The sequence below is a fragment of the Fictibacillus sp. b24 genome (assembly GCF_030348825.1).
Taxonomy (GTDB): Bacteria; Bacillota; Bacilli; order Bacillales; family Fictibacillaceae; genus Fictibacillus.
Window position 1 is genome coordinate 1269031 of record NZ_JAUCES010000005.1, and the last position, 21893, is coordinate 1290923.

The window sequence follows — 21893 nt, forward strand, 5'->3', positions numbered from 1 at the left end:
CAAAGTGTACATAGCCGGTTTACTATGTGTGGGTGATCGTTGCGCCGACGCTTTTTTTATTTGCAGAAATAACAAGTCGAGTGTATTTGCACTCACTGAAAAATTTTGGAGGTGACTTACTATTAGTAAGGACATGTCTGTCAATGAAGGTATTCGTGCCCGTGAGGTTCGATTAATCGGTCCTGATGGAAGCCAGCTTGGCATTAAAACAAGACAGGAAGCTTTAGACCTTGCAACAAACGCAAATCTTGACCTTGTTCTCGTTGCTGCAACTGCTAAACCGCCAGTGTGTCGTATCATGGACTACGGTAAGTTTAAATACGAGCAACAGCGTAAAGATCGTGAAGCACGAAAAAATCAAAAAGTCATTACGACTAAAGAGATTCGTTTAAGTCCAACAATTGAGGAAAACGACTTTAATACAAAGCTTAGAAATGCCCGTAAGTTCCTTGAAAAAGGCGACAAAGTAAAAGCAAGTATTCGTTTCCGTGGACGTGCAATTACTCATTCTCAAATCGGAAAAACGGTATTGGAAAAGTTAGCGAAAGAATGTGAAGATCTTTCTACGGTTGAAACAAAACCGAAAATGGAAGGTCGTAGCATGTTCCTTATCCTTGCACCTAAAGCCGAAAAATAATTTTTACCAGGGAGGATAACCATTATGCCTAAAATGAAAACTCATAAAGGTGCTGCAAAGCGCTTTAGAAAAACTGGATCAGGTAAATTGAAGCGTGCTCGCGCTTATACTAGTCACTTGTTTGCTAACAAGTCTACAAAAGCTAAGCGTAAGCTTCGTAAAGCAAAACTTGTTCACAGCGGTGATTACAAGCGTATCCGCACACTGTTAACTTACAAAAAACGTTAATCGTTCGTCATTCGATTTAAAATTAGGAGGTTTTTAATATGCCAAGAGTAAAAGGTGGCTATGTAACACGTCGTCGTCGTAAAAAAGTTCTTAAGTTAGCTAAAGGCTATTTCGGTTCTAAACATAAATTATTTAAAGTAGCACAACAACAAGTATTCAAATCACTTATGTACGCTTACCGTGACCGTCGTCAGAAGAAGCGTGATTTCCGTAAGCTTTGGATCACTCGTATTAACGCTGCTGCACGTACAAACGGTCTTTCTTACAGCCGTTTAATGCACGGTCTTAAACTTGCGGGTATCGACATCAACCGTAAGATGCTTTCAGAGATTGCAATCACAGACGAAAAAGCTTTCGCTGAATTGGCTTCAAAAGCTAAAGAAAGCCTAAAAGCTTAATTAGAAAAAAGAAAAGATCATTTCCTCATTTGATGGAGATGATCTTTTTTCATTCTGAAGGGAAAACAACAAGGTGTTAATCATATATTTAATCATTTTAAACGCAGCCGCCTATTATGTTATGAAAAAAGACAAAGCGAACGCAAAAGAAGGAAAATGGCGCACTCCTGAAGCGAGGCTTTGGCTGATCGCTTTTATAGGTGGAGCACCTGGAATGTGGCTAGCTATGAAAAAGTTCCGTCATAAGACGAAACATCCATCTTTTCGAAATGGTTTACCTGTCTTAAGCATCGTAATAACTGTTTTGGCCGGCTGGTTTATATAGAAAACACACTAATCCTGTTGAAGGTATCGTTTGTCTTTTAAGAAGAGCCTCCAGAATATATAAAAACCAGGAGCGAGTATGGCAAGACCTACGATATACATAATCATCAAGGAATAAAAGGTTTCTTTAGCGGTGAAAGCCTCATAAATCGTTAAATCAGGGAAAACGATATACGGCAGGTGAGCTAAACCATAGCCGATACTAGCTAGACCATATTGAAATACAGTTGCCAATAATGTAAAACGCGGCCGTCCAATTCCTGGGCGGTTTTGTTTTGGCCACCAAAGGGCTGCGTATGCCATTAGAAACGCAAGTAAAGATAGAATAAACCATATCTTTTGATCCATTAAGTTGTCTATGAGCCAACGAGATTCGGGTGCCATAAACAAAAGTGTAAAAAGAGCTGAAAGCAAAGTAAGGGGTCCTAACATGATGGCATTGCTGCGATACAGCTTGTAAGCATCTTCTTTATTTGAAACCCGTGCGTAATCTGCTAAAAATAACGATGACAGATAAAGTTCAGAAGTTAAGCCGAAAAGTACATAAAGATATAGTGTTGGACTTGTAAACAATTTTCCTAACAAAAGGCTTTGGGTGTCTCCATCAACAGCTATAAATCCACCTTGAGAAATAGGCAAAACAGCTATGAGTAGGGAAGGAATTAATAATCCTGATATTCCCGATATGATAAACATCGTCCTTCTATATCCTTGTACAGAATAGGAGAACACCATAAAAGCACTTCGAATGGCCAGCAAAAAGAGAATCAATGAAACAGGTACTAGCATAACAGTTCCAAGTGTGTAGGCTCCTTTTGGAAAGAAGCCGACAAACGCTACCACTAGAAGAACGAGAAACGTGTTCGTAATTTCCCATGTGGGTGATAAGAAACGATTGGCGATCCTACCTGCCATCGTCCTATGATTGTTGTAGATCATCGCCCAAAATCCTGCTCCAAAATCGATGGATCCAAATATGCTATAAATAAATATAAAGGTCCACATCATCAGGATCGCTAAAACTTCTTCGCTCATCCTTTACTCCTCCTTTCTAACTCTGAAGTTTTTCCATATCTTTTGAAACTGGGTTTCGCTTGAAATAAGCAGTTAAAATAAGAACCGTTAAAACGCTTAGCAAGGCATATAGGCCTAAGAATAATAAGAAAAGCATTCCGAGATCTTCATTCTTTGTTGCAGCTTCTGCTGTTGTCTGAACTCTGTAGATGGTCCATGGCTGTCTACCGCTGCAGCTGAATACCCAACCGAATTCAATGCCTAGCATGGATAGAGGTCCAGACAATACGAGCGACCAAAGCAGCCACTTTGGAAATGGCTTTCCTCGCTTTTTAACAAAAAACCACCAATAAAATAAAACGAATGCGGCGAGTCCCAGTAAAAGAGTGCCGATACCAACCATTAAATTAAAAAGAGTGTGGACATAGAAAGGTGGCCACGTTTCACGAGGAAATTCGTATAGTCCCTTAACTTCCGTATCAAACTTTCCAGCAGCCAGCCAGCTGAGAGCCCATGGAATTTCTATGCCGTATTTAACTTCTTCTGTCTTAGGATCTGTATAACCACCTATTGCAAGCGGTGCGTATCTTTGTGTTTCAAACAACCCTTCAGCAGCAGCTAGTTTTTCAGGAGAATGCTGATGAAGAATCTGTGCTGAATGATGCCCGGAAGTAGCAGAGACAAAACTCATCACAAGAGCGACAGCTAAAGACATGAATAACCCTTTTAAATGATATGCACGTTCACGTTCAGGACGTTTTTTTAATAGTTTAAATGCCGCTACAGATGCAACCGCAAATGCGCCTGTCATATAGGCGGTTACTGCAACGTGAAAGGAGGAAGACAAAAAGCTGGGATTAAAAAAGGCGTCCCAAGGATTTACATCATAGATCGTGCCATCAGGTTTGATTTTAAATCCTGCAGGTGTATTCATCCATGTATTAACTGCAGAAATTAAAATCGCAGATGCCACGGCGCCTAGTGCAACAAAGAATACCGAGATTAAGCGAAAGTACCTTGGTAATCTGTCCGCTGCATATACATAAATAGACATAAATAAGGCTTCCAAGAAAAAAGCAAAAATCTCAATCTGAAAGGGAAGTGAGATTACTTTCCCGACGATCTCCATAAAACCTGGCCATAGAAGCGATAGCTGTACACCTACAATCGTTCCTGATGGAATGGCAACACCTAAAAGAACAGCGAAGGCTTTCGTCCAACGTTTTGCCATAATAGCGTAGTCGTTGTCACCTTTAACTTGATGAATGATTTCTGCGATGACGATCATTAAAGGGATTCCAACGCCAAGCGTAGCAAAAATAATATGAAAACCCAGTGATGTTCCAAAAAAGGCTCTCGCTAGTACAACTGTATCCATGCCCGATTCCTCCTAAAAACTAAGAACTTTGTAAGTAAACAATCTATCTTTAAGGTGTCAATATATAGAATGGATTATGCACACGACATTTTGTCATATAGAGCTCGTCTTCTGTCATATGCTGACTTAAAGGGGGGTGAGTGCGTGCTAGACAATACAAGTGTGTATATCGAGGTGCTCAAGTTTAGTGGAATCTTTGCCCCTTTGCTGTTCATTCTTCTTCAGGCTTTCAGACAATTCTTTTTCCTGCCTGTAGGTCTTATCTGTCTGACAGGTGGAATTTTGTTCGGAGCCGTTGCGGGCACATTTTATTCTGTTATCGGTATCACCTTGTCGAGTGTTCTTTTTTACTGGGGTATGAAAAGCATGCCAAAGCTTATGAAAAAAGTAAAAAAACTGCAGAAAAAGTGGATCGGAAAAAGAATGCCATTCTCGGTTGGTCAGATTGCTATTTTAAAAATGGTCCCATTCATGCATTTCCATCTTTTAAGTCTTTGTCTGATTGAGATTTCATCAAATTTTAGAGAGTACACGAAGGCTAGTATTATTTCAAACATACCAATAGCCATTTTCTATTCCTCTTTTGGATCCGTACTGCTTTCACTGTCATTATTTACATCTCTTGCCGTTATAATTGGGTTATCCGTTCTGTTTTATCTATTAAGAAGAAAAGAATGGGTCATAAAATGGAGTGAATTTTTTGAAGAAGACAACGTAAAACGTGAAAAACAGCGCATGCCTGCATAGGGTATGCTTTTTTTTGTTGAAATTAGAATAAATTCATCCTCGAATGTAGATCAAGATAACGTTATAATAGCTTAGGAATGAAAGGCAGGGGATGAACGTGGAGATTGAACGACTTTTTTCCATGCAAGATGAATTAAATTCACGAATCGTAAAAGAACATAACCTTGAGAATGCATCATTATCTGAACAAAGAAGATTGGCATTTCTTGTTGAACTTGGGGAGCTGGCAAACGAAACAAGATGCTTTAAATATTGGAGTAAACGTCCAGCATCTGAGAAAGAAGTAATTTTAGAGGAATATGTAGACGGACTGCATTTTGTATTATCCATCGGGCTAGACCTTGGTTTTACAAAGATCGAACTGTCAAATGAGGTAGAAATTCGAGGGGAAATGGACAAGATAGAGTTAAACAGTCTCTTTCTTTCTCTTTATCAATGGGGCTCTAAATCTTTATCGCACCAAGAGTTTCATGCGTTTTTTGATGAATTCTTAGGTTTAGGCGTAAAACTTGGCTTTTCATTTGAAGAGATTGAAACGGCTTATTTTGATAAAAATGCTGTAAATCACGAGCGTCAGGATACAGGTTATTAATACCATGATTGTCCTGCGCAAAATTTGATGCTCGTGGAAGTGGTTGATTTCCGTTCCAGGGGCTCGCTTTCCGCGGGGCGACCGGTGAGCCCCTTGCCGCTTTGCGCCGTTAAGGGTCTCACCTGACCGCTCGTCCCGCAGGAGTCTCGCACCTTACACTCCAATCAATTTATCAAAGAAGAGCATTGAACAAAATGCTTCTAAAACAACAGAAGAGAGCCAAAACTATATCAAGAGTAATAAAACAACAAAAAAATAAAAAACCCGGAAATCCCGGGTTTTACTTTAAGCCATCAGATAGAGTTGTTAAAATTTCTTCCTTCTTTTGTTGATCTGAATTTTTCCAGATCACTTCAAAAAGTACGCCAAGACCAGGAAGCATTTTTTCTTCTCCACTTTCGATTGCATCAACAATCGTATCTTGTAATTGCTCTTTATTGTTTCCAGTAACGTTATGCAATACTGCTTTTCTTAAATCAAGATTCATGGGATAAGCACCTCTATTAATTTTTTTCTTTTTTTATTGTGTACGTTATGAGTAAGTTTTATGAGGAAAAATATTAAATATTTATGATTTAAAGGAGTACACCTTATAATGAAGCACATCGAATCAGAATCCAACGCTTCTTTAAAGCAATGGAAGAAGCTGCATACAAAAAAAGAGCGAGAAAGATCAGGCACATATTTGATTGAAGGCCCACATCTTATTGAAGAGGCAATAAAATCTGGTGCAAAGCTGCAGCATGTCATTATTGAAGAAAATTTTGAAATAAATGAATCATGGCTAAAAGAAAAGTTTACGCTATGGTCGGTTCCGGCTAAATTGATGAAACAGCTTTCTGAAACAGAAAAGCCGCAAGGGATTGTGGCTGTATGTGAAATGATGGATCAGTCAGCAGAGCTTATAAAAGAAAATGGCCGTTACTTATTGATAGACGGAGTACAAGATCCAGGTAATCTTGGAACAATCATTCGTACAGCGGATAGTGCTGGACTTGATGGAGTCTTCTTAGGTGAGGGTACCGCAGACCTTTATAATGGTAAAACAGTTAGGTCTACTCAAGGTTCTCTTTATCATCTGCCGATTGTAAAAGCTGATCTTTTAGAGATTATCGAGCAATGTAAGGAGCGGAATATCACTGTACTTTCAACTTCTCTGCAAGAAGCTGTCGACATGAGGAAAGCGCCAGAAGTTGAAGGTTTCGCCTTAATTGTTGGGAATGAAGGAGCCGGCGTGCAGGAAGTATTGCAGCAAGAATCGACGATGAATGTAAAGATACCTATTTTCGGAAGTGCTGAGTCACTAAACGTGTCCGTTGCTACAGGCATCCTTTTGTATGAATTACAGCGAAATCGAACGTAATTTGTTCCAAAGCGTTGCAATTGATGATTTTATTCATATATAATGAAAAAGATGAATGAAATAGAGTAAAAAACAAAGATGGAGAAAAGTAAATAATGATTCCGCCAAAAAGGGAGGAAATGTCCTGGACTGCGAGCATTTCTTTGGTAGGTATTATTGAATTCACTCCTGAGTTGTCACCTGAAGGATCTAAGTAGGGCTGACCGGTGAAGAGCCGTTATTGAAATGAAGTGAACAGTGTATTTTTCATTGTTAAATTGGGTGGTACCGCGAACTCCTCGTCCCTTATTGGATGAGGAGTTTTTTATTTTTTTAAGGAGGGGTTGCACGGTGAAAGACCGTTTAGAAGCTCTAAAAGTAGAAGCGATCGGCCAAATCAAAGAAAGCCAAGATTTAAAAGATCTTCAAGCTGTGAAAGTTGCTTATCTAGGTAAGAAAGGACCCATCACTGAAGTTTTAAAAGGAATGGGTAAATTATCCGCAGAAGAACGTCCTGTAATCGGAGCATATGCCAACGAAGTGCGTGACAGCATTCAGCAGGAGCTTGATAAAAAACAGACTGAGCTGGAAAATGCAGCAATTTCAGAAAAACTGGCAAAAGAAACGCTCGATGTTTCATTACCAGGCAGACCTGTAAAGAAAGGTAATGCTCATCCGTTAACAGCGGTTGTAACAGAGATTGAAGATCTGTTTCTTAGCATGGGCTTTACCATTGCGGAAGGTCCAGAAGTAGAAACGGACTATTACAATTTCGAAGCGTTGAACTTGCCAAAAGGTCATCCGGCACGCGACATGCAGGATTCGTTCTTTATCACTGAAGACATTTTGCTTCGTACTCAAACGTCTCCAGTACAGGCTCGTACGATGGAAAAGCATGAGGGTCAAGGACCTGTGAAAATTATCTCTCCAGGGAAGGTTTACCGCAGAGATAACGACGATGCAACACATTCTCATCAGTTCATGCAGATTGAAGGGCTTGTGGTTGATCAGAACGTTCGTTTAAGTGACTTAAAAGGAGTCCTTGAAACGTTTGCTAAGAAAATGTTTGGCGAAGATCGTAAAATCCGCCTGCGTCCAAGTTTTTTCCCTTTTACAGAACCGTCTGTTGAGATGGATATTTCATGTTTTAAGTGCAGTGGTAAAGGGTGTTCGATCTGTAAACAAACGGGATGGATTGAAATCTTAGGAGCGGGTATGGTTCATCCAAATGTTCTTGAGATGGCTGGATTTGATTCAAAGAAATACACAGGTTTTGCATTTGGTATGGGGCCAGAGCGTATCGCGATGCTCAAATACGGAATTGATGATATCCGTCATTTCTATGCGAACGATATCCGGTTTTTAAAACAATTCAAAAATGCATAACTTGAGGAGGGGAATTACATGCTAATCTCTTATAACTGGCTAAAAGAATATGTAAACATCGAAATCACTCCGTCTGAATTAGCAGACAGAATCACAAAAAGTGGTATTGAAGTTGAAATGGTCGAATCGTTAAATAAAGGAATCAGCGGAGTAGTTGTAGGATATGTTCAAGAATGTATCCAGCATCCTAACGCTGACAAACTTAGAGTTTGTAAAGTAGATGTCGGCCAAGGAGAAGTTTCTCAGATCGTTTGCGGTGCACCTAACGTGGCACAAGGTCAAAAGGTTGCCGTAGCGGTGCCTGGAGCAATTCTTCCAGGGAACTTTAAAATTAAAAAAGCAAAACTTCGCGGAGAAGAATCACACGGTATGATTTGTTCTCTTCAAGAGTTAGGCGTAGACACAAAACTTGTACCAAAAGAATATTCAACAGGTATTTTTGTGATGCCTTCTGATGCAGAGCCAGGAAGCGATGCTTTGGAATACTTAAACCTGCATGATCACGTACTTGAATTAGGCCTAACACCAAACCGTGCTGATTGCTTAAATGTGATCGGTGTTGCATATGAAGTGGCAGCCATTCTTGAGCAGGAAGTGAAGCTTCCAAATCTTTCGATTGCAGCTACAGAAGAAAAAGCAGAAGACTTTATTTCTGTTCACATCGATTCACTGGAAGATAATCCGTATTATGGAGCGATGATTATCTGTGATGTTAAGATTGGTCCTTCACCGCTTTGGATGCAGAATCGTTTAATGGCTTCTGGAATTCGTCCGATCAATAACATTGTTGATATTACAAATTATGTATTGCTGGAATATGGTCAGCCGCTTCACGCATTTGACTATAATCGTTTAGGTTCTAAAGAGATCGTTGTTCGCCGTGCAAATGAAGGAGAGCACATTCTTACACTTGATGATCAAGATCGTACGCTCAAAGACACACACTTAGTGATTACAAACGGCAAAGATCCAATTGCTGTTGCTGGTGTGATGGGCGGAGCAACGAGTGAAGTGCAAAATGATACGACGAATGTTCTTTTAGAGGCAGCTTATTTTGCTTCACAACGAGTAAGAGCAGCTTCTAAAGATCTAGGTTTACGCAGTGAAGCGAGTTCTAGATATGAAAAAGGCATTGATCGCAACCGTGTATACGCAGCAGCTGTGAGAGCGGCTGGATTAATGGCTGAACTTGCTGGCGGTAAAGTGGCTGAGGGAATTGTTGAAGCAGGAAAGCGTGAAGTAAACACATATAGCGTGAAGATGGACGTTTCTAGAATGAATGGTCTTCTCGGAACAGAAATTTCGTCTGAACAAACAGCAGCAATCTTTGACAGACTTGGATTTTCATATAAAGAGGCAGATGGCCAGTTTGAAGTGGTTGTTCCTTCAAGAAGACCAGACATTACGATTGAAGCGGATCTGATCGAAGAAGTAGGCCGTATTTACGGATATGACCGCATTCCAACGACATACCTTTTATCAGAAGCACGTCCTGGCGGATTAACAAAGAACCAGGCACAACGCCGTGACATTCGAACGTATCTTGAAGGTGCTGGACTTTATCAAGCTGTAACATATGCATTAACGACTCCAGCTAAATCCACACATTTTTCATTTAGCAGTGAAAAAGTATATCCGATTTCTGTTGCTCATCCTATGAGTGAAGAGCGAAGTACGCTAAGAATGAGCTTGCTGCCTCAGCTTCTTGAAGTGCTTCAATATAACAGAAACCGTTCAATGGAAGATCTCGCTATTTATGAGATGGGCTCTGTGTTCATAAACCGTCAAGAAAAGTTGGCAGAACTTCCAGAGGAGTATGCATTTGTTTCTGGCGCAGTAACAGGTGTATTTAATGAACATCTGTGGCAAGGTGAAAGAAAGACAGTCGACTTTTATGTTCTAAAAGGAATTTTAGAAGGATTAATGAACGAACTGAACCTTTCCGAACGCATCACATATGAAGCAGGCGAAATTGAAAATATGCATCCAGGAAGAACAGCCATCGTGAAACTTGATGGTATTTCTGTTGGATTTGTTGGTCAGCTTCACCCTGCACTCCAAAAAGAATTAGATTTAAAAGATACGTTTGTGTTCGAGTTGAACGCAACAAATCTTTTGGAGAAGGAAACAGATCAGATGGTATATCAGACATTGCCTCGTTATCCTTCTATCACACGTGATATTGCATTAGTTGTTGATCAAGAACTTCCAGCAGGTGATCTGACAACCGTAATACAAGCCGCGGGTGGAGAATTGTTAAGAGAAGTAAATCTTTTTGATCTGTATGAAGGAGAAAAGATGGAGAAAGGTAAGAAATCACTTGCTTTCTCTTTAAAATACTTCGATCCAGAGCGTACACTTACAGATGAAGAAGTAGTAACGGCACATGATCGTGTATTGAAGAGCTTAGAAGAACGCTTTGGCGCTCAATTAAGAAAATAATTGTTGAAGAAGCTGGTTCATCAAGAGATGGACCAGTTTTTTGTCTTTATTATTAGGCTGTTTTTGTATACTTTGCCGTTCTTGAAAATGGTTTCAATGTGAACTGGACAATTTTATGTGATAGGGGATCATTTTTATGTGATGGATTTCATTTTTTATGTGATTAGAACTTTATAGTAACCAATGGCGGATGCTCGCTCTACGAAAAAGAGGATGATTCCTTATGGATTCATCCTCTCTGCCTCTTAAATCTTCTTTTTACGCAATAAATTTAGCGCTTTTTGGGTATTTGCAAAATGCTTTTTGGTTGCTGTATCAAAAACAGACTGTCCGAACTTCTCAACAAGCTCTGCCGCTTTAACATCGACATGAGGACCTGCTCCTTTTGGGATTATAGTATTGAAGCGAGCCCCTAGTTTATCCATCTCATTTAAGAAGCTGTATCTTGCCAAAATAGAAGCGGCCGCCACCGCAAGATGAATGGATTCACCTTTTGTCGCAAAATAGAGACCTTCTTTTAAAAGGTTTTTCTCTTTCGTTAAATAGTTAAAGTAAACACCAGGTTCGCAAAATTGATCTACTAATATGCCTTCAATCTCTTCTCCTTCAATTTTAGCTTTTACATTTTGAAGAGCGCGATTATGAAGAATCGCTTTAATCTTTCCTTGAGTCATTCCTTTTTGCTGCAGTTCATTGTACTTTTCATTGTTTAGTACAAGCAGAGAATAAGGGACGGTGTGAATCAGCTCTTTTGCGATTTGAATGATCTGTTTATCGTTTAAGTGCTTCGAATCTTTAACCCCAAGTTCCCTTACCAGATCTAGCTGATCTCTTGATACATACGCTGCAGCAACTGTCATCGGACCAAAATAATCACCTGTGCCAACTTCATCGCTTCCGATCATAGATAACTCAGCGGCATTTTGCGGCGGTGCATAGCGATGTGCTGGTTTAGCTGTTTTGCTTTTTTCCTTAGAGGGTGCGACTTGACCTGAAAATTTTTGAGACGCTTCCTCGGCCCCTTTTCCTTGAAACAGGACTTTCCCTGAATGATAGGCCGTTACCGTGCAATCTGTAAGTTTAGCCGAAAAAACGGCTCCAGGAGGTGTTTTAGGTGAGAGGACTTGTAAAAGTTCTTTTTTCATTGCTAGAATTTCCGAGTTCGTCATTTTTTTTACTACATGAGCCATGCGTATTTTCCTCCTATGAATGAAGAGATTTCCAAATATATCAAAAAAAAGCTACGATAGAACAGAAATATTTTCAACTATGTACGATATTTGATAAGATAAAGATTAGAGTATTCATTAAATGAATGATCCTTTTTATGATAAGGAGGTTATTTTGTGGCGGAAGACAAAAATAAAAACCGTACTACGGTCGAGATTTATGGCCAACGTTATGTAATTGCAGGGACCGAAACTTCCAGCCACATTCATTTAGTAGCTGATAAAGTAGATTTGAAAATGAGAGAAATTCAATCTCATAATCGGTTTCTCGATACGAAACAACTTGCTGTACTAACAGCAGTAAATACAATGAGTGAATATTTAAAGATTAAAGAAGAGCTGAAAAAATTGCAACAGCGAATTGGAAAAGAGGAAAGATAGCATGTTAGATTTAATTTTATTTGTCATATTAATTGGCGGTTTTTTGATTGGATTAAAACGCGGTTTCATTATGCAACTGGTACACTTGATCGGGTTTATTGCCGCTTACATTGTTGCTTATCTGTATTATGACGATTTAGCTCCAAAGCTGGAGTTATGGATTCCATACCCTTCTTCAAATGATAGTTCGGTATCATTTCTGCTGAACAGTATATCACTAGAACAGGCATACTATAATGCCATTGCTTTTGCTGTTCTGTTTTTTGCGACAAAGATTATTTTGCAAATTCTTGGTTCAATGCTCGATTTTCTTGCCAACCTGCCAATCCTGCATACATTTAATAGATGGTTTGGTGGCTTATTAGGCTTTGTAGAAGTATATCTGATTGTGTTTATTTTGTTGTATATCGCAACATTAGTACCGATTGAAGCCTTTCAAGCTCATTATGAAAATTCATGGATCGCACAGGGAATGGTCAAAAACACCCCCGTATTTTCTGAGTCAGTAAAGGAAATGTGGATGAAACATATGGCATAACTTCTCCCAAAGCGGAGAAGTTTTTTTGTCTTTTCTGTTTACATTTATACTCTGTTGTTCTTGAAAGTGGTTGATTTCCGCTCCAGGTTGCTCGCTTTCCGCGGGGCGTGCGGTGAGCCTCCTGCCGCTTTGCGCCATTAGGAGTCTCCACCTGACCGCTCGTCCCGCAGGAGTCTCGCACCTTGCGCTCCAATCAACTTGCAAATGAAGAGGAAAAAATTCGAAAACAACAATTCTTTAAAAAATAGCCATAAAAAGTACAACACAAAAGAAAACATACGTTGTCTTTCTAGCCTTACAATTAACAAAAGAGGAGAGCTCATTATGGTTAATAAAAAAGAGGTAGTACGTACACTTGAACAGATTGCTTTGTACCTTGAAATCTTAGGTGAAAATTCATTTAAAGTTTCTGCTTATCGTAAAGCGGCGAATGCTCTTGAGAGTGATGAGCGGACGATGGATGAGATCGGCGATGTGTCAAAGTTGAAAGGAATCGGTAAAGGAACAGCAACTGTTATCGTTGAAATGATGGAAAAAGGCGAGTCGGACCTTTTAGTAGAACTTCAGGAAAAAGTACCATCTGAATTGATTACTTTGCTGCAAGTTCCTAATCTTGGCGGAAAAAAGATTGCGAAACTTTATTCAGAGTTAGGTATAACGAATATTGAATCTCTTAAAGAAGCATGTGAAAATGGTAAAGTAAGAGAACTGGCAGGCTTTGGTGCAAAAACAGAAGAAAAAATATTATCTTCTCTAAAAGATCTTGGTAAACGCCCAGAAAGATTGCCGATAGCCTATATGCTCCCGATTGCTGAAAAGATCGAGTTGCAGCTGAAAAGAATGACAAACATTGAGAAGTTTTCTAGAGCGGGCAGCCTTAGACGTTACCGCGAAACGATAAAGGATTTGGACTTTATTATCTCTAGTAAAAATCCTGAGAAAGTGAAGGAACAGCTTCTGAATTTAGAGGGTGTCATAGATGTAATTGCAAGCGGCGGTACAAAAGTTTCTGTGGTGCTAGATGAAAAGTTGTCCGTCTCAGTTGATTTCCGAATCGTTGAACCAAAGCAATTTGCTACAACTCTGCATCATTTTACTGGTTCGATGGAGCATAATGTGAAAATGAGGCAGCTTGCTAAGGCTCGAGGGGAAAAAATCAGTGAGTATGGTGTTGAGAATATTGAAACAGGTGAGGTTAAAACGTTTGAGACTGAAGAAGAATTTTATTCGCATTTTAATTTAAACTGGATACCGCCTGAAGCTAGAGAAACCGGAGATGAAATTGAGCTTTTTAAAGAGACTCATGAGCTTATTCAATTGTCGGATATAAAAGGCGATCTTCATCTTCACTCAACCTGGAGTGATGGAGCTTTCTCTATTGAGGAAATGGCTGAAGAAGCAAGAAATAGAGGCTATGAGTTTATGGCGATCACTGATCATTCTCAATATTTGCGTGTAGCGAATGGTCTTACACCTGAAAGAGTTCGTATGCAGCGTCAAGAAATTAATAAATTGAATAAAAAATACTCAGATTTTAAAATTTTCGCGGGGATTGAAATGGATATACTACCCGATGGCACTTTAGATTATGATGATGCACTACTAGAGGAAATGGATTTTGTTATAGCAAGTATTCATTCCGCCTTTTCACAAGACAAAAGCAAAATCATGAAACGCTTAAAAACAGCTCTAGAGCATAAAAAAGTAGACCTTATCGCTCATCCAACTGGACGATTGATCGGCCGCAGAGAAGGGTATGACGTGGACATAGAGATGCTGCTGAAGCTCGCCTCTGAGACGGATACGGCAATTGAGTTAAATGCAAACCCTAATCGGTTGGACCTTGCACCTGAATGGCTGCAAAAAGCACAAGAGCTCGATGTAAAGATTGCGATAAACACAGATGCACATTATAAAGATACAATGAAACATATGGAGATTGGAGCAGCGGTTGCACGAAAAGGTTTGATTAAAAAAAGCAGTGTAATAAACACGATGACTTTAAAAGAACTAGAAACCTATCTTAACCGTAAAAAATAGCTCTAGATCCTCGAATCAGGAGGAAACAATATGCAAGAAAAAATGCTGCGTGTTTTAGAATTGAGAAAAGTGATTGATCGGCTAAAAAAGCATGCAAGCTGCTCACTTGGACTTAATAAAATTGATTCGCTCATGCCTTTTACAACACTTGAAGAAGTGACTGAAGCACAAGAAGCGACAGATGAAGGGGTAAAAGTCCTGCGTTTAAAAGGACAAGTTCCGTTTGGCGGGATCTTTGATATTTCTTCAAACGTGAAGCGTTCTAAAATAGGAAGCCTGCTTAACGAAGAAGACCTGATGGATATTGCTTCCACTCTTTATGGGGGAAGACGGTTCAAAAGATTTATTGAGGGATTAACTGAGGATGGGATCGAACTGCGTATTTTAAGTTATGCGGCAGATCAAATCGTCCCTCTTCACGAACTTGAACAAGCCATAAAAAATTGTATTGATGACAATGGTCACATGATGGATAGTGCCAGTCCGGAACTGCGCGCGATTCGTCAGCAGCTTCGTACGTTTGAAGCGAGAGTAAGAGAAAAACTTGAATCCATCGTAAGGTCTTCGAGCTATCAAAAGATGTTATCAGACTCGATAATCACCATTCGTAATGATCGATTTGTTATTCCGGTTAAACAGGAGTATAGAGGCAATTTTGGCGGAATGGTGCATGATCAATCTGCTAGTGGAGCAACTTTGTTCATCGAACCTCAATCCGTTGTAACGGTTAACAATCAGGTGAAGGAAGCAAAAGCAAAAGAAGCACGAGAGATCGAAAAGATTTTAAGAGAGCTCACTTCACAGGTAGCTGAGAGTGCTGACGATATCTTAGTAAACGTAGACATTCTAGCTGAAATGGATTTCATTTTAGCGAAAGCAAGATTTTCTCATGAGTTAAAGTGTACGCGTCCAATTATGAATGATAAAGGATTTATTTCATTGAACAGCGGAAGACACCCTCTTCTCGATCAAGAAACTGTTGTCCCAACAAGCGTTATGTTAGGCGGTGAATATCAATCACTTGTTATTACTGGTCCTAACACCGGGGGTAAAACAGTTACACTTAAAACAATAGGACTCCTTACGCTGATGGCACAATGCGGACTTCAAATTCCTGCTCAGGAAGAATCGGAAATGGCTGTGTTTAAGAGTATTTACGCTGATATCGGTGATGAGCAATCGATTGAACAATCATTGAGTACGTTTTCTTCACATATGGTGAATATTGTGGATATTTTAAACAAGATTGATTTCGAATCACTTGTACTCTTTGATGAATTAGGTGCAGGAACAGATCCCCAGGAAGGGGCAGCACTTGCTATCTCAATCCTGGATTTTGTTTTCGCAAGAGGAGCAAGGGTTGTAGCAACGACACACTACAGTGAACTAAAAGCATACGCTTATAACCGTCCCGGTGTAATGAATGCATCCGTTGAATTTGATGTGCAGACTCTAAGGCCGACATATCGGTTATTAGTTGGAGTTCCGGGCCGAAGCAACGCGTTTGAAATTTCGAAAAGACTAGGACTCCGCCAGGATATTATTGATTTAGCGAGATCACAGATCAGTGAAGATGAAAACAAGATTGATAATATGATTAAGTCTCTTGAGGATAACCGCAAACAAGCAGAAAAAGAGATGGAAGAAGCTGAACGCCGAAGAAAAGAAGCAGAGTCTATAAAAGCTGACTTGGCAAGAGAGCTCGAGCTTTTCCAAAATGAAAAAGAACGACTGTATGAAAAAGCGAAAACAGAAGCAGAGAAAGCTGTTGTAAAAGCGCGTGAAACGGCTGAAGAAATCATTCATGAGATCCGCGAGCTTCAAAAAGCTGGCGGACAGATTAAAGAACATAAGCTAATTGAAGCGAAAAAGAGATTGGAAGAAGCCGTTCCTCAATCAAAAACCAAAAGCAAGAAGCCCAAAGCCGTATCAACCAAGAAAGAATATGTTCCTGGAGATGAAGTAAGAGTACTCAGCGTTGGGCAAAAAGGACATATTGTTGAAAAGGTGAGCAGCACCGAATACCAAGTTCAAATCGGAATCTTAAAAATGAATGTTTCAGAGAAAGATTTGGAATGGGTAAAACAAAGTAAACCGAAACCTGAACCGCGTTCATTCGTAAAAGTAACAGGAAACTCAGACTCTTCACGACCTGAACTGGATCTTCGCGGGAAACGATACGAAGATGCGATGCTCGAAGTGGACCGCTATTTGGATGAAGCTCTATTGGCAGGCTTTAATCAAGTGTATATCATACATGGTAAAGGTACTGGTGCATTAAGAAAGGGCGTTCAAGATCTTTTGAAAACTCATCGAAATGTGAAATCCACTCGGATGGGTGCCGCCGGTGAAGGCGGGGGCGGAGTAACCGTAGCTGTGTTAAAGTAAGAGGAGATTCTGGGTTCATTCATGGAAAAGACCCTAATCTCACACACATAACACACATAACCAAGCCATTTACAAAGGGGTATTGCTGAATGGATTTTATGAGTAACGCGTTTGTTAAAACAGCCGCAAACTACAGTGTTGTAGTGCTATGTCTTGTCGTCTTTTTGGCTGTATTTGAACTTGTTACCCGTTATAAAAACTGGGTGGAGATCAAAAATGGAAATTTTTCCGTTGCAATGGCTACAGGCGGGAAAATTTTTGGTATCGCAAATATTTTCCGCTATTCTATTGCTCAGAATGATTCCTTGATCATGATGATTACATGGGGAATCTATGGGTTTGTATTGCTTTTGATCGGTTATTTTATTTTTGAATTTCTGACTCCTAAGTTTCAGATTGATAAAGAAATCGAGAATGATAACCGAGCGGTTGGTTTTATTTCAATGGTCATTTCTATTGGTTTATCGTTTGTAATCGGTGAAGGAATCGAATAGCTGAAGGGAATAAATATGGAAACATTATTTAAAGTTTTGTTTGTACTAAGCGGAGTTTTTATCGCCGCAGGTCTTATATACTTATTTTTCTTTGCGTAAGCGAAAACCCGGGACTAGTTTTTTGGTCCTGGGTTTTTTATTCCTCATTTAACTAATAATTTTTAATTTTTAAAAAAGTATATAAAATTGTATCCGTTTTCAATATAATAGGAATAAAGATATAGAAATTTTGAAGGAAGGCGTGAATTAAAGGAGGAGATGCAAGTGGAAAGACGGTGGCTTAACAGTTACCCAAGTGAAATTCCGGGACATCTTGATTACGACAGCAAACCTTTATTCGCGTATTTAGAGTTAGCAGCAGAAGAAAAAAGAGACAATACTGCTGTACATTTTTTAGGGAAAACATTAACGTTTGGTGAGCTTCACGAAAGCAGTTTGCGGTTCGCACATGCTCTGTCAACACTTGGAGTGAAAAAAGGAGACCGGGTCGCTATCATGCTGCCTAACTGTCCTCAAGCAGTGATTGCTTATTACGGAAGCCTTTTCTTAGGTGCAATCGTTGTTCAAACCAATCCGCTCTACACAGAAAGAGAACTTCGCCATCAACTTTCTGATAGCGGTGCGAAAGTCATCGTTGGATTAGATTTGTTGTTCGGCAGGATCTCAGCAGTTCGTGGGGATACGAACCTTGAGCACATTGTCATGACATCGGTTAAGGATTATCTGCCATTTCCAAAGAACCTACTGTATCCTTTTGTTCAAAAAAGGCAGAATCCAACTGTTGTGGTCGATATCTCTTATAATCACGAAGTTCATTCGTTTCGTGATCTGCTTAAACGCTCACAGGCGATTAAGCCTCAAACAGAGATCGTACCAGATGAAGATCTTGCACTGCTGCAATACACCGGAGGTACTACAGGGCCTGCAAAAGGTGTAATGCTCACTCACAAGAATCTAGTGACAAATGCACTTCAATGCAATGCGTGGATGTACAAGAATAGAGACGGTAAAGAAAAGATACTTGGTGCTCTGCCATTTTTTCATGTGTACGGCATGACATGTGTTATGAATTTAGGCATCATTACCAAAGCAGAGATGATTATATTGCCTCGTTTTGATCCTGCACAAGTTCTTAAAACAATTCATAAGGAGCGCCCAACACTTTTCCCAGGAGCTCCAACTATGTATATTGCATTGCTTAATCATCCAGATTTAAAGAAGTATGATTTATCTTCTATTCAAGCGTGTATCAGCGGGTCAGCAGCACTTCCGTTAGAAGTTCAAGAAAAATTTCAGGCAGTCATATCCGGTTCGCTTGTTGAAGGATATGGACTTACTGAAGCATCACCTGTTACACATGCCAACCTAATCTACGGAAAACAAATAAAAGGAAGTATTGGTTTGCCGTGGCCAAATACTGAGGCAGCTATTATCTCTGCAGAAACAGGAGATTGGGCAGAACCTGGAGAGATCGGGGAGTTGGCTGTTCGAGGACCTCAAGTTATGAAAGGCTATTGGAATCAACCCGAGGAAACCGCATCCGTTTTCAGGGAAGATTGGCTAATCACAGGGGATATGGGTTATATGGATGACAATGGATACTTTTATATCGTGGACCGTAAGAAGGATTTGATTATCGCTGGCGGATTTAACATTTATCCACGTGAAGTAGAAGAAGTTCTCTATGAACACGAAAAAGTAAAAGAAGCTGTAGTAGTTGGTGTTCCAGATGAATACCGAGGCGAAACAGTAAAAGCTTTTGTTGTGTTAAAAGAAGGTGCTGAATGTTCGGAAGAAGAATTAAACAAATTCTGCAGAGAGCATCTTGCATCCTTTAAAGTTCCAAGACTTTACGAGTTTAGGACTGAACTTCCGAAAACGATGGTAGGAAAAATATTAAGAAGAGTTCTTTTAGAAGAAGAACGTGAAAAAGCAATCCAAAAAACGTAAAAGCTGCCTATAGGCGGCTTTTTACGTTTAAATGCTTTTTTATTTGCAGTTCATTTTAACTTACACTTGTAAAATATATTTAAAAAGTGACATAATGAAATTGACAGAAAAGAAAGATTTGTTTTACAATTATGAATGAACAATCATTCATTTTTTACAAAGTGATTGTCTTATACAAAAAGAGGCGATAGCAATGAAACGTAAAGGTCCAAAATATGAAAAAATAATTGATGCTGCTGTTAATGTGATTGCAGAAAACGGTTATCATCAATCCCAAGTTTCAAAGATAGCGAAAGAAGCGGGTGTCGCTGATGGCACCATCTATCTATATTTTAAAAATAAAGAAGATCTGCTTGTTTCTGTTTTTAATGAAAAGATGGGGACCTTTATTGAAAAGACAGAAAACGAGCTGAAAAACAATGATTCAGCTATAGAGAAGCTTAGAATTCTAGTGGAGATGCACTTTAAGCAACTCACTGCTGATTTTGAACTATCAATCGTTACACAGTTGGAACTCCGTCAAACAAACAGACAGCTTCGTGCAAAAATCGGAGAGGTATTAAAGCGTTATTTGAATTTAATCGACTCTATTTTAAAAGACGGCATGAATGAAGGTGTGTTTGTAAAAAACATGGATTACCGATTGGCTCGACAAATGATTTTCGGGACGATTGATGAAACTGCTACAAACTGGGTGATGAATGATCATCGATATGATCTTCCTGCTCTTGCGGGACCTGTGCACCAAATGCTTGTTAACGGTCTGTCAGTCAGGTCTGTTCAATCAGATTGATATCTATAAATAAGGAGGGGTTGCACAATTGGAATTCTTACAAATCGAAACACAAAATAAAGTGGCAACAATTAAACTCAACCGCGCACCTGCCAATGCGTTGTCCACTGGAGTTATACAAGAAATTGTTCAAGCGCTCGATCAGATTGAAAACGATAACTCTATAAAAGTCGTTGTCATTCTTGGAGAAGGCCGATTCTTTTCAGCAGGAGCTGATATAAAAGAATTTACAGAAGTACCTGACGAAAAAGGCTTCGCTGAGCTAGGGAAAAAAGGACAGGATGTTTTCAACAGAATTGAACAATTTTCAAAACCGGTAATAGCAGCTATTCATGGCGCGGCTCTTGGCGGTGGCTTGGAACTTGCGATGAGCTGCCACATAAGACTTGTTACAGAAGATGCTAAGCTAGGACTTCCAGAACTTACGCTAGGCTTAGTACCTGGTTTTGCGGGAACGCAGAGGCTTCCTCAACTTGTTGGAGTACCGAAAGCTTGTGAAATGCTCCTTTCTAGTAAACCGATCTCTGGAAAAGATGCTGTCACATACGGTTTAGCGAATGATGCTTTTCCAGCTGAAGAACTTTTTGAAAAGGCTTACAAAATGGCGGGGGACTTTTCAGAAAAAAGTGCTGTATCCATCAAGTACACGCTAGAGTTATTGAATTATGCAAAACACGGCCTTTATGAAAAAGGGGCTGAGAAAGAACAAGAGTTGTTTGGCAAAGCATTTAAAAGTTTCGACGGACAAGAAGGAATCGCTGCATTTATTGAAAAAAGAAAGCCTGAATTTCAGGACCGATAATTAGGAGGGTAACGATGAATATTTTTGTTATTTTAAAACGTACTTTTGATACAGAAGAAAAAATCACTGTTTCAAACAATAAGATCTCTGAAGACAGCGCAGAATTTATCATTAATCCTTATGACGAGTATGCGATCGAAGAAGCGATCACATTAAAGGATGCTCATGGCGGTACAGTAACGGTTGTAACGGTTGGGGATGAAGACTCTGAAAAAGAACTTCGTACAGCTTTAGCAATGGGCGCTGATCAAGCGGTTCTTATCTCAAATGAAGACTTAGACAGTCAAGATCAATTTACGACTTCATCAGTATTAGCGGCATATTTTAAAGATAAAGAGTACGATATTATTCTAGGTGGAAACGTTGCGATCGATAATGGAACAGGTCAAGTAGGTCCGCGACTTGCAGAACTTCTAGATATTCCGCACGTAACGACAATTACGAAGATTGAAGTGAATGGAACAACGGTAAATATTGAACGTGATGTTGAAGGAGATCTTGAAAAAATTGAAACGACTCTTCCTTTACTAGTTACGGCGCAGCAAGGATTGAATGAACCTCGTTATCCTTCTCTTCCGGGGATCATGAAAGCGAAGAAAAAACCGCTTGAAACCCTGGAGTTAGATGATCTCGATATTGATGAAGATGACGTAGAAGCAAAAACAAAAACAGTAGAAGTTTATCTTCCTCCTAAAAAGGAAGCTGGAAAAATCCTATCAGGTGAAACTCCAGACCAAGTGAAAGAACTTGTATCTCTGTTAAGAAACGAAGCGAAGGTAATATAAGGAGG

At 39.6% G+C, this 21893-nt stretch carries 23 protein-coding genes and 1 other annotated feature; of the genes, 18 read left to right on the forward strand and 5 right to left on the reverse strand.

What is annotated here, in order from left to right:
- Positions 1 to 133: 133 nt before the first annotated feature.
- The 4 genes from infC (at position 134) to QUF49_RS06430 (ending at position 1588) form a co-directional block, all read left to right on the forward strand.
- Positions 134 to 637, forward strand: coding sequence for a translation initiation factor IF-3 (gene infC, locus QUF49_RS06415; protein WP_289494894.1), 504 nt, complete (start codon positions 134 to 136; stop codon positions 635 to 637).
- A 24-nt stretch (positions 638 to 661) separates the two neighbouring features.
- The gene (rpmI, locus tag QUF49_RS06420; RefSeq protein ID WP_066243622.1) at positions 662 to 865 is read left to right on the forward strand and encodes a 50S ribosomal protein L35; all 204 of its coding nucleotides are present in this window, start codon (positions 662 to 664) and stop codon (positions 863 to 865) included.
- Positions 866 to 903: 38 nt separating this feature from the next.
- Positions 904 to 1263 carry a 50S ribosomal protein L20 gene (gene rplT / locus QUF49_RS06425; RefSeq protein ID WP_251311360.1) on the forward strand — a complete coding sequence of 120 codons (360 nt, stop codon included), beginning with the start codon at positions 904 to 906 and terminating at the stop codon, positions 1261 to 1263.
- Between the two features lie 73 nt (positions 1264 to 1336).
- Entirely contained in the window at positions 1337 to 1588 is a 252-nt protein-coding gene (locus QUF49_RS06430; RefSeq protein WP_289494895.1) for a DUF1294 domain-containing protein, read from the forward strand.
- A gap of 8 nt (positions 1589 to 1596) precedes the next feature.
- Here the strand turns inward: QUF49_RS06430 and QUF49_RS06435 are convergent, their stop codons facing one another.
- Together QUF49_RS06435 and QUF49_RS06440 are read right to left on the reverse strand one after the other, a co-directional pair.
- A complete protein-coding gene (locus QUF49_RS06435; RefSeq protein WP_289494896.1) occupies positions 1597 to 2622 on the reverse strand; it encodes a cytochrome d ubiquinol oxidase subunit II in 1026 nt (341 codons plus the stop codon).
- Positions 2623 to 2638: 16 nt separating this feature from the next.
- Positions 2639 to 3979: a cytochrome ubiquinol oxidase subunit I gene (locus tag QUF49_RS06440; protein WP_289494897.1), complete on the reverse strand. Its 1341-nt coding sequence runs from the start codon at positions 3977 to 3979 to the stop codon at positions 2639 to 2641.
- Positions 3980 to 4123: 144 nt separating this feature from the next.
- Between QUF49_RS06440 and QUF49_RS06445 the strand changes: the two genes are divergently transcribed.
- Both QUF49_RS06445 and QUF49_RS06450 read left to right on the forward strand, forming a co-directional pair.
- Positions 4124 to 4726: a TVP38/TMEM64 family protein gene (locus QUF49_RS06445; protein WP_289494898.1), complete on the forward strand. Its 603-nt coding sequence runs from the start codon at positions 4124 to 4126 to the stop codon at positions 4724 to 4726.
- A gap of 97 nt (positions 4727 to 4823) precedes the next feature.
- Complete coding sequence (locus tag QUF49_RS06450) at positions 4824 to 5318, forward strand: dUTP diphosphatase (protein ID WP_289494899.1); 495 nt, start codon at positions 4824 to 4826, stop codon at positions 5316 to 5318.
- A 280-nt stretch (positions 5319 to 5598) separates the two neighbouring features.
- Here QUF49_RS06450 and sspI read toward each other — a convergent pair whose 3' ends face one another.
- Positions 5599 to 5805 carry a small acid-soluble spore protein SspI gene (sspI, locus tag QUF49_RS06455; protein ID WP_066243600.1) on the reverse strand — a complete coding sequence of 69 codons (207 nt, stop codon included), beginning with the start codon at positions 5803 to 5805 and terminating at the stop codon, positions 5599 to 5601.
- 108 nt (positions 5806 to 5913) lie between these two features.
- On the opposite strand from sspI, the gene QUF49_RS06460 reads away from it, so the two are divergent.
- The 3 genes from QUF49_RS06460 to pheT all read left to right on the forward strand — a co-directional run bounded on the left by QUF49_RS06460 (position 5914) and on the right by pheT (position 10488).
- Complete coding sequence (locus tag QUF49_RS06460) at positions 5914 to 6681, forward strand: TrmH family RNA methyltransferase (protein ID WP_289494900.1); 768 nt, start codon at positions 5914 to 5916, stop codon at positions 6679 to 6681.
- A gap of 66 nt (positions 6682 to 6747) precedes the next feature.
- Positions 6748 to 6970 (forward strand) — a binding site (T-box leader).
- 41 nt (positions 6971 to 7011) lie between these two features.
- Entirely contained in the window at positions 7012 to 8046 is a 1035-nt protein-coding gene (pheS, locus tag QUF49_RS06465; RefSeq protein WP_289494901.1) for a phenylalanine--tRNA ligase subunit alpha, read from the forward strand.
- An 18-nt stretch (positions 8047 to 8064) separates the two neighbouring features.
- Positions 8065 to 10488, forward strand: coding sequence for a phenylalanine--tRNA ligase subunit beta (gene pheT, locus QUF49_RS06470; protein ID WP_289494902.1), 2424 nt, complete (start codon positions 8065 to 8067; stop codon positions 10486 to 10488).
- A gap of 245 nt (positions 10489 to 10733) precedes the next feature.
- On the opposite strand, the gene rnhC is transcribed toward pheT, so the two are convergent.
- Entirely contained in the window at positions 10734 to 11678 is a 945-nt protein-coding gene (gene rnhC / locus QUF49_RS06475) for a ribonuclease HIII (protein ID WP_289494903.1), read from the reverse strand.
- Between the two features lie 156 nt (positions 11679 to 11834).
- On the opposite strand from rnhC, the gene zapA reads away from it, so the two are divergent.
- Both zapA and QUF49_RS06485 read left to right on the forward strand, forming a co-directional pair.
- Positions 11835 to 12098 carry a cell division protein ZapA gene (zapA, locus tag QUF49_RS06480; RefSeq protein WP_289494904.1) on the forward strand — a complete coding sequence of 88 codons (264 nt, stop codon included), beginning with the start codon at positions 11835 to 11837 and terminating at the stop codon, positions 12096 to 12098.
- A 1-nt stretch (position 12099) separates the two neighbouring features.
- Entirely contained in the window at positions 12100 to 12636 is a 537-nt protein-coding gene (locus tag QUF49_RS06485; protein WP_289494905.1) for a CvpA family protein, read from the forward strand.
- Here QUF49_RS06485 and QUF49_RS06490 read toward each other — a convergent pair.
- Complete coding sequence (locus QUF49_RS06490; RefSeq protein ID WP_289494906.1) at positions 12575 to 12817, reverse strand: hypothetical protein; 243 nt, start codon at positions 12815 to 12817, stop codon at positions 12575 to 12577. The two genes, QUF49_RS06485 and QUF49_RS06490, sit on opposite strands and share 62 nt — an antisense overlap.
- A 143-nt stretch (positions 12818 to 12960) precedes the next feature.
- Between QUF49_RS06490 and polX the strand changes: the two genes are divergently transcribed.
- The 7 genes from polX to QUF49_RS06525 all read left to right on the forward strand — a co-directional run bounded on the left by polX (position 12961) and on the right by QUF49_RS06525 (position 21888).
- The gene (gene polX, locus QUF49_RS06495; RefSeq protein ID WP_289494907.1) at positions 12961 to 14676 is read left to right on the forward strand and encodes a DNA polymerase/3'-5' exonuclease PolX; all 1716 of its coding nucleotides are present in this window, start codon (positions 12961 to 12963) and stop codon (positions 14674 to 14676) included.
- A gap of 30 nt (positions 14677 to 14706) precedes the next feature.
- On the forward strand, positions 14707 to 17064 hold the full coding sequence (locus tag QUF49_RS06500; RefSeq protein WP_289494908.1) for an endonuclease MutS2: 2358 nt from the start codon (positions 14707 to 14709) through the stop codon (positions 17062 to 17064).
- A gap of 89 nt (positions 17065 to 17153) precedes the next feature.
- The gene (locus tag QUF49_RS06505; RefSeq protein ID WP_289494909.1) at positions 17154 to 17558 is read left to right on the forward strand and encodes a DUF350 domain-containing protein; all 405 of its coding nucleotides are present in this window, start codon (positions 17154 to 17156) and stop codon (positions 17556 to 17558) included.
- 258 nt (positions 17559 to 17816) lie between these two features.
- Positions 17817 to 19508, forward strand: a complete 1692-nt coding sequence (locus QUF49_RS06510) for an AMP-binding protein (protein ID WP_289494910.1) — start codon at positions 17817 to 17819, stop codon at positions 19506 to 19508.
- A 193-nt stretch (positions 19509 to 19701) separates the two neighbouring features.
- On the forward strand, positions 19702 to 20301 hold the full coding sequence (locus QUF49_RS06515) for a TetR/AcrR family transcriptional regulator (RefSeq protein WP_289494911.1): 600 nt from the start codon (positions 19702 to 19704) through the stop codon (positions 20299 to 20301).
- Positions 20302 to 20329: 28 nt separating this feature from the next.
- The gene (locus QUF49_RS06520; protein WP_289494912.1) at positions 20330 to 21103 is read left to right on the forward strand and encodes an enoyl-CoA hydratase; all 774 of its coding nucleotides are present in this window, start codon (positions 20330 to 20332) and stop codon (positions 21101 to 21103) included.
- Positions 21104 to 21117: 14 nt separating this feature from the next.
- Positions 21118 to 21888: an electron transfer flavoprotein subunit beta/FixA family protein gene (locus tag QUF49_RS06525; protein WP_289494913.1), complete on the forward strand. Its 771-nt coding sequence runs from the start codon at positions 21118 to 21120 to the stop codon at positions 21886 to 21888.
- The last annotated feature ends 5 nt before the right edge of the window (positions 21889 to 21893 follow it).

Bases quoted from the DNA above. Each gene is read 5' to 3' on its own strand.
- infC (WP_289494894.1), top strand. From the start codon at position 134: ATGTCTGTCAATGAAGGTATTCGTGCCCGTGAGGTTCGATTAATCGGT.
- rpmI (WP_066243622.1), top strand. From the start codon at position 662: ATGCCTAAAATGAAAACTCATAAAGGTGCTGCAAAGCGCTTTAGAAAA.
- rplT (WP_251311360.1), top strand. From the start codon at position 904: ATGCCAAGAGTAAAAGGTGGCTATGTAACACGTCGTCGTCGTAAAAAA.
- QUF49_RS06435 (WP_289494896.1), bottom strand. From the start codon at position 2,622: ATGAGCGAAGAAGTTTTAGCGATCCTGATGATGTGGACCTTTATATTT.
- QUF49_RS06440 (WP_289494897.1), bottom strand. From the start codon at position 3,979: ATGGATACAGTTGTACTAGCGAGAGCCTTTTTTGGAACATCACTGGGT.
- sspI (WP_066243600.1), bottom strand. From the start codon at position 5,805: ATGAATCTTGATTTAAGAAAAGCAGTATTGCATAACGTTACTGGAAAC.
- QUF49_RS06460 (WP_289494900.1), top strand. From the start codon at position 5,914: ATGAAGCACATCGAATCAGAATCCAACGCTTCTTTAAAGCAATGGAAG.
- pheT (WP_289494902.1), top strand. From the start codon at position 8,065: ATGCTAATCTCTTATAACTGGCTAAAAGAATATGTAAACATCGAAATC.
- rnhC (WP_289494903.1), bottom strand. From the start codon at position 11,678: ATGGCTCATGTAGTAAAAAAAATGACGAACTCGGAAATTCTAGCAATG.
- QUF49_RS06485 (WP_289494905.1), top strand. From the start codon at position 12,100: ATGTTAGATTTAATTTTATTTGTCATATTAATTGGCGGTTTTTTGATT.
- polX (WP_289494907.1), top strand. From the start codon at position 12,961: ATGGTTAATAAAAAAGAGGTAGTACGTACACTTGAACAGATTGCTTTG.
- QUF49_RS06500 (WP_289494908.1), top strand. From the start codon at position 14,707: ATGCAAGAAAAAATGCTGCGTGTTTTAGAATTGAGAAAAGTGATTGAT.
- QUF49_RS06505 (WP_289494909.1), top strand. From the start codon at position 17,154: ATGGATTTTATGAGTAACGCGTTTGTTAAAACAGCCGCAAACTACAGT.
- QUF49_RS06510 (WP_289494910.1), top strand. From the start codon at position 17,817: ATGCAAGTGGAAAGACGGTGGCTTAACAGTTACCCAAGTGAAATTCCG.
- QUF49_RS06515 (WP_289494911.1), top strand. From the start codon at position 19,702: ATGAAACGTAAAGGTCCAAAATATGAAAAAATAATTGATGCTGCTGTT.
- QUF49_RS06525 (WP_289494913.1), top strand. From the start codon at position 21,118: ATGAATATTTTTGTTATTTTAAAACGTACTTTTGATACAGAAGAAAAA.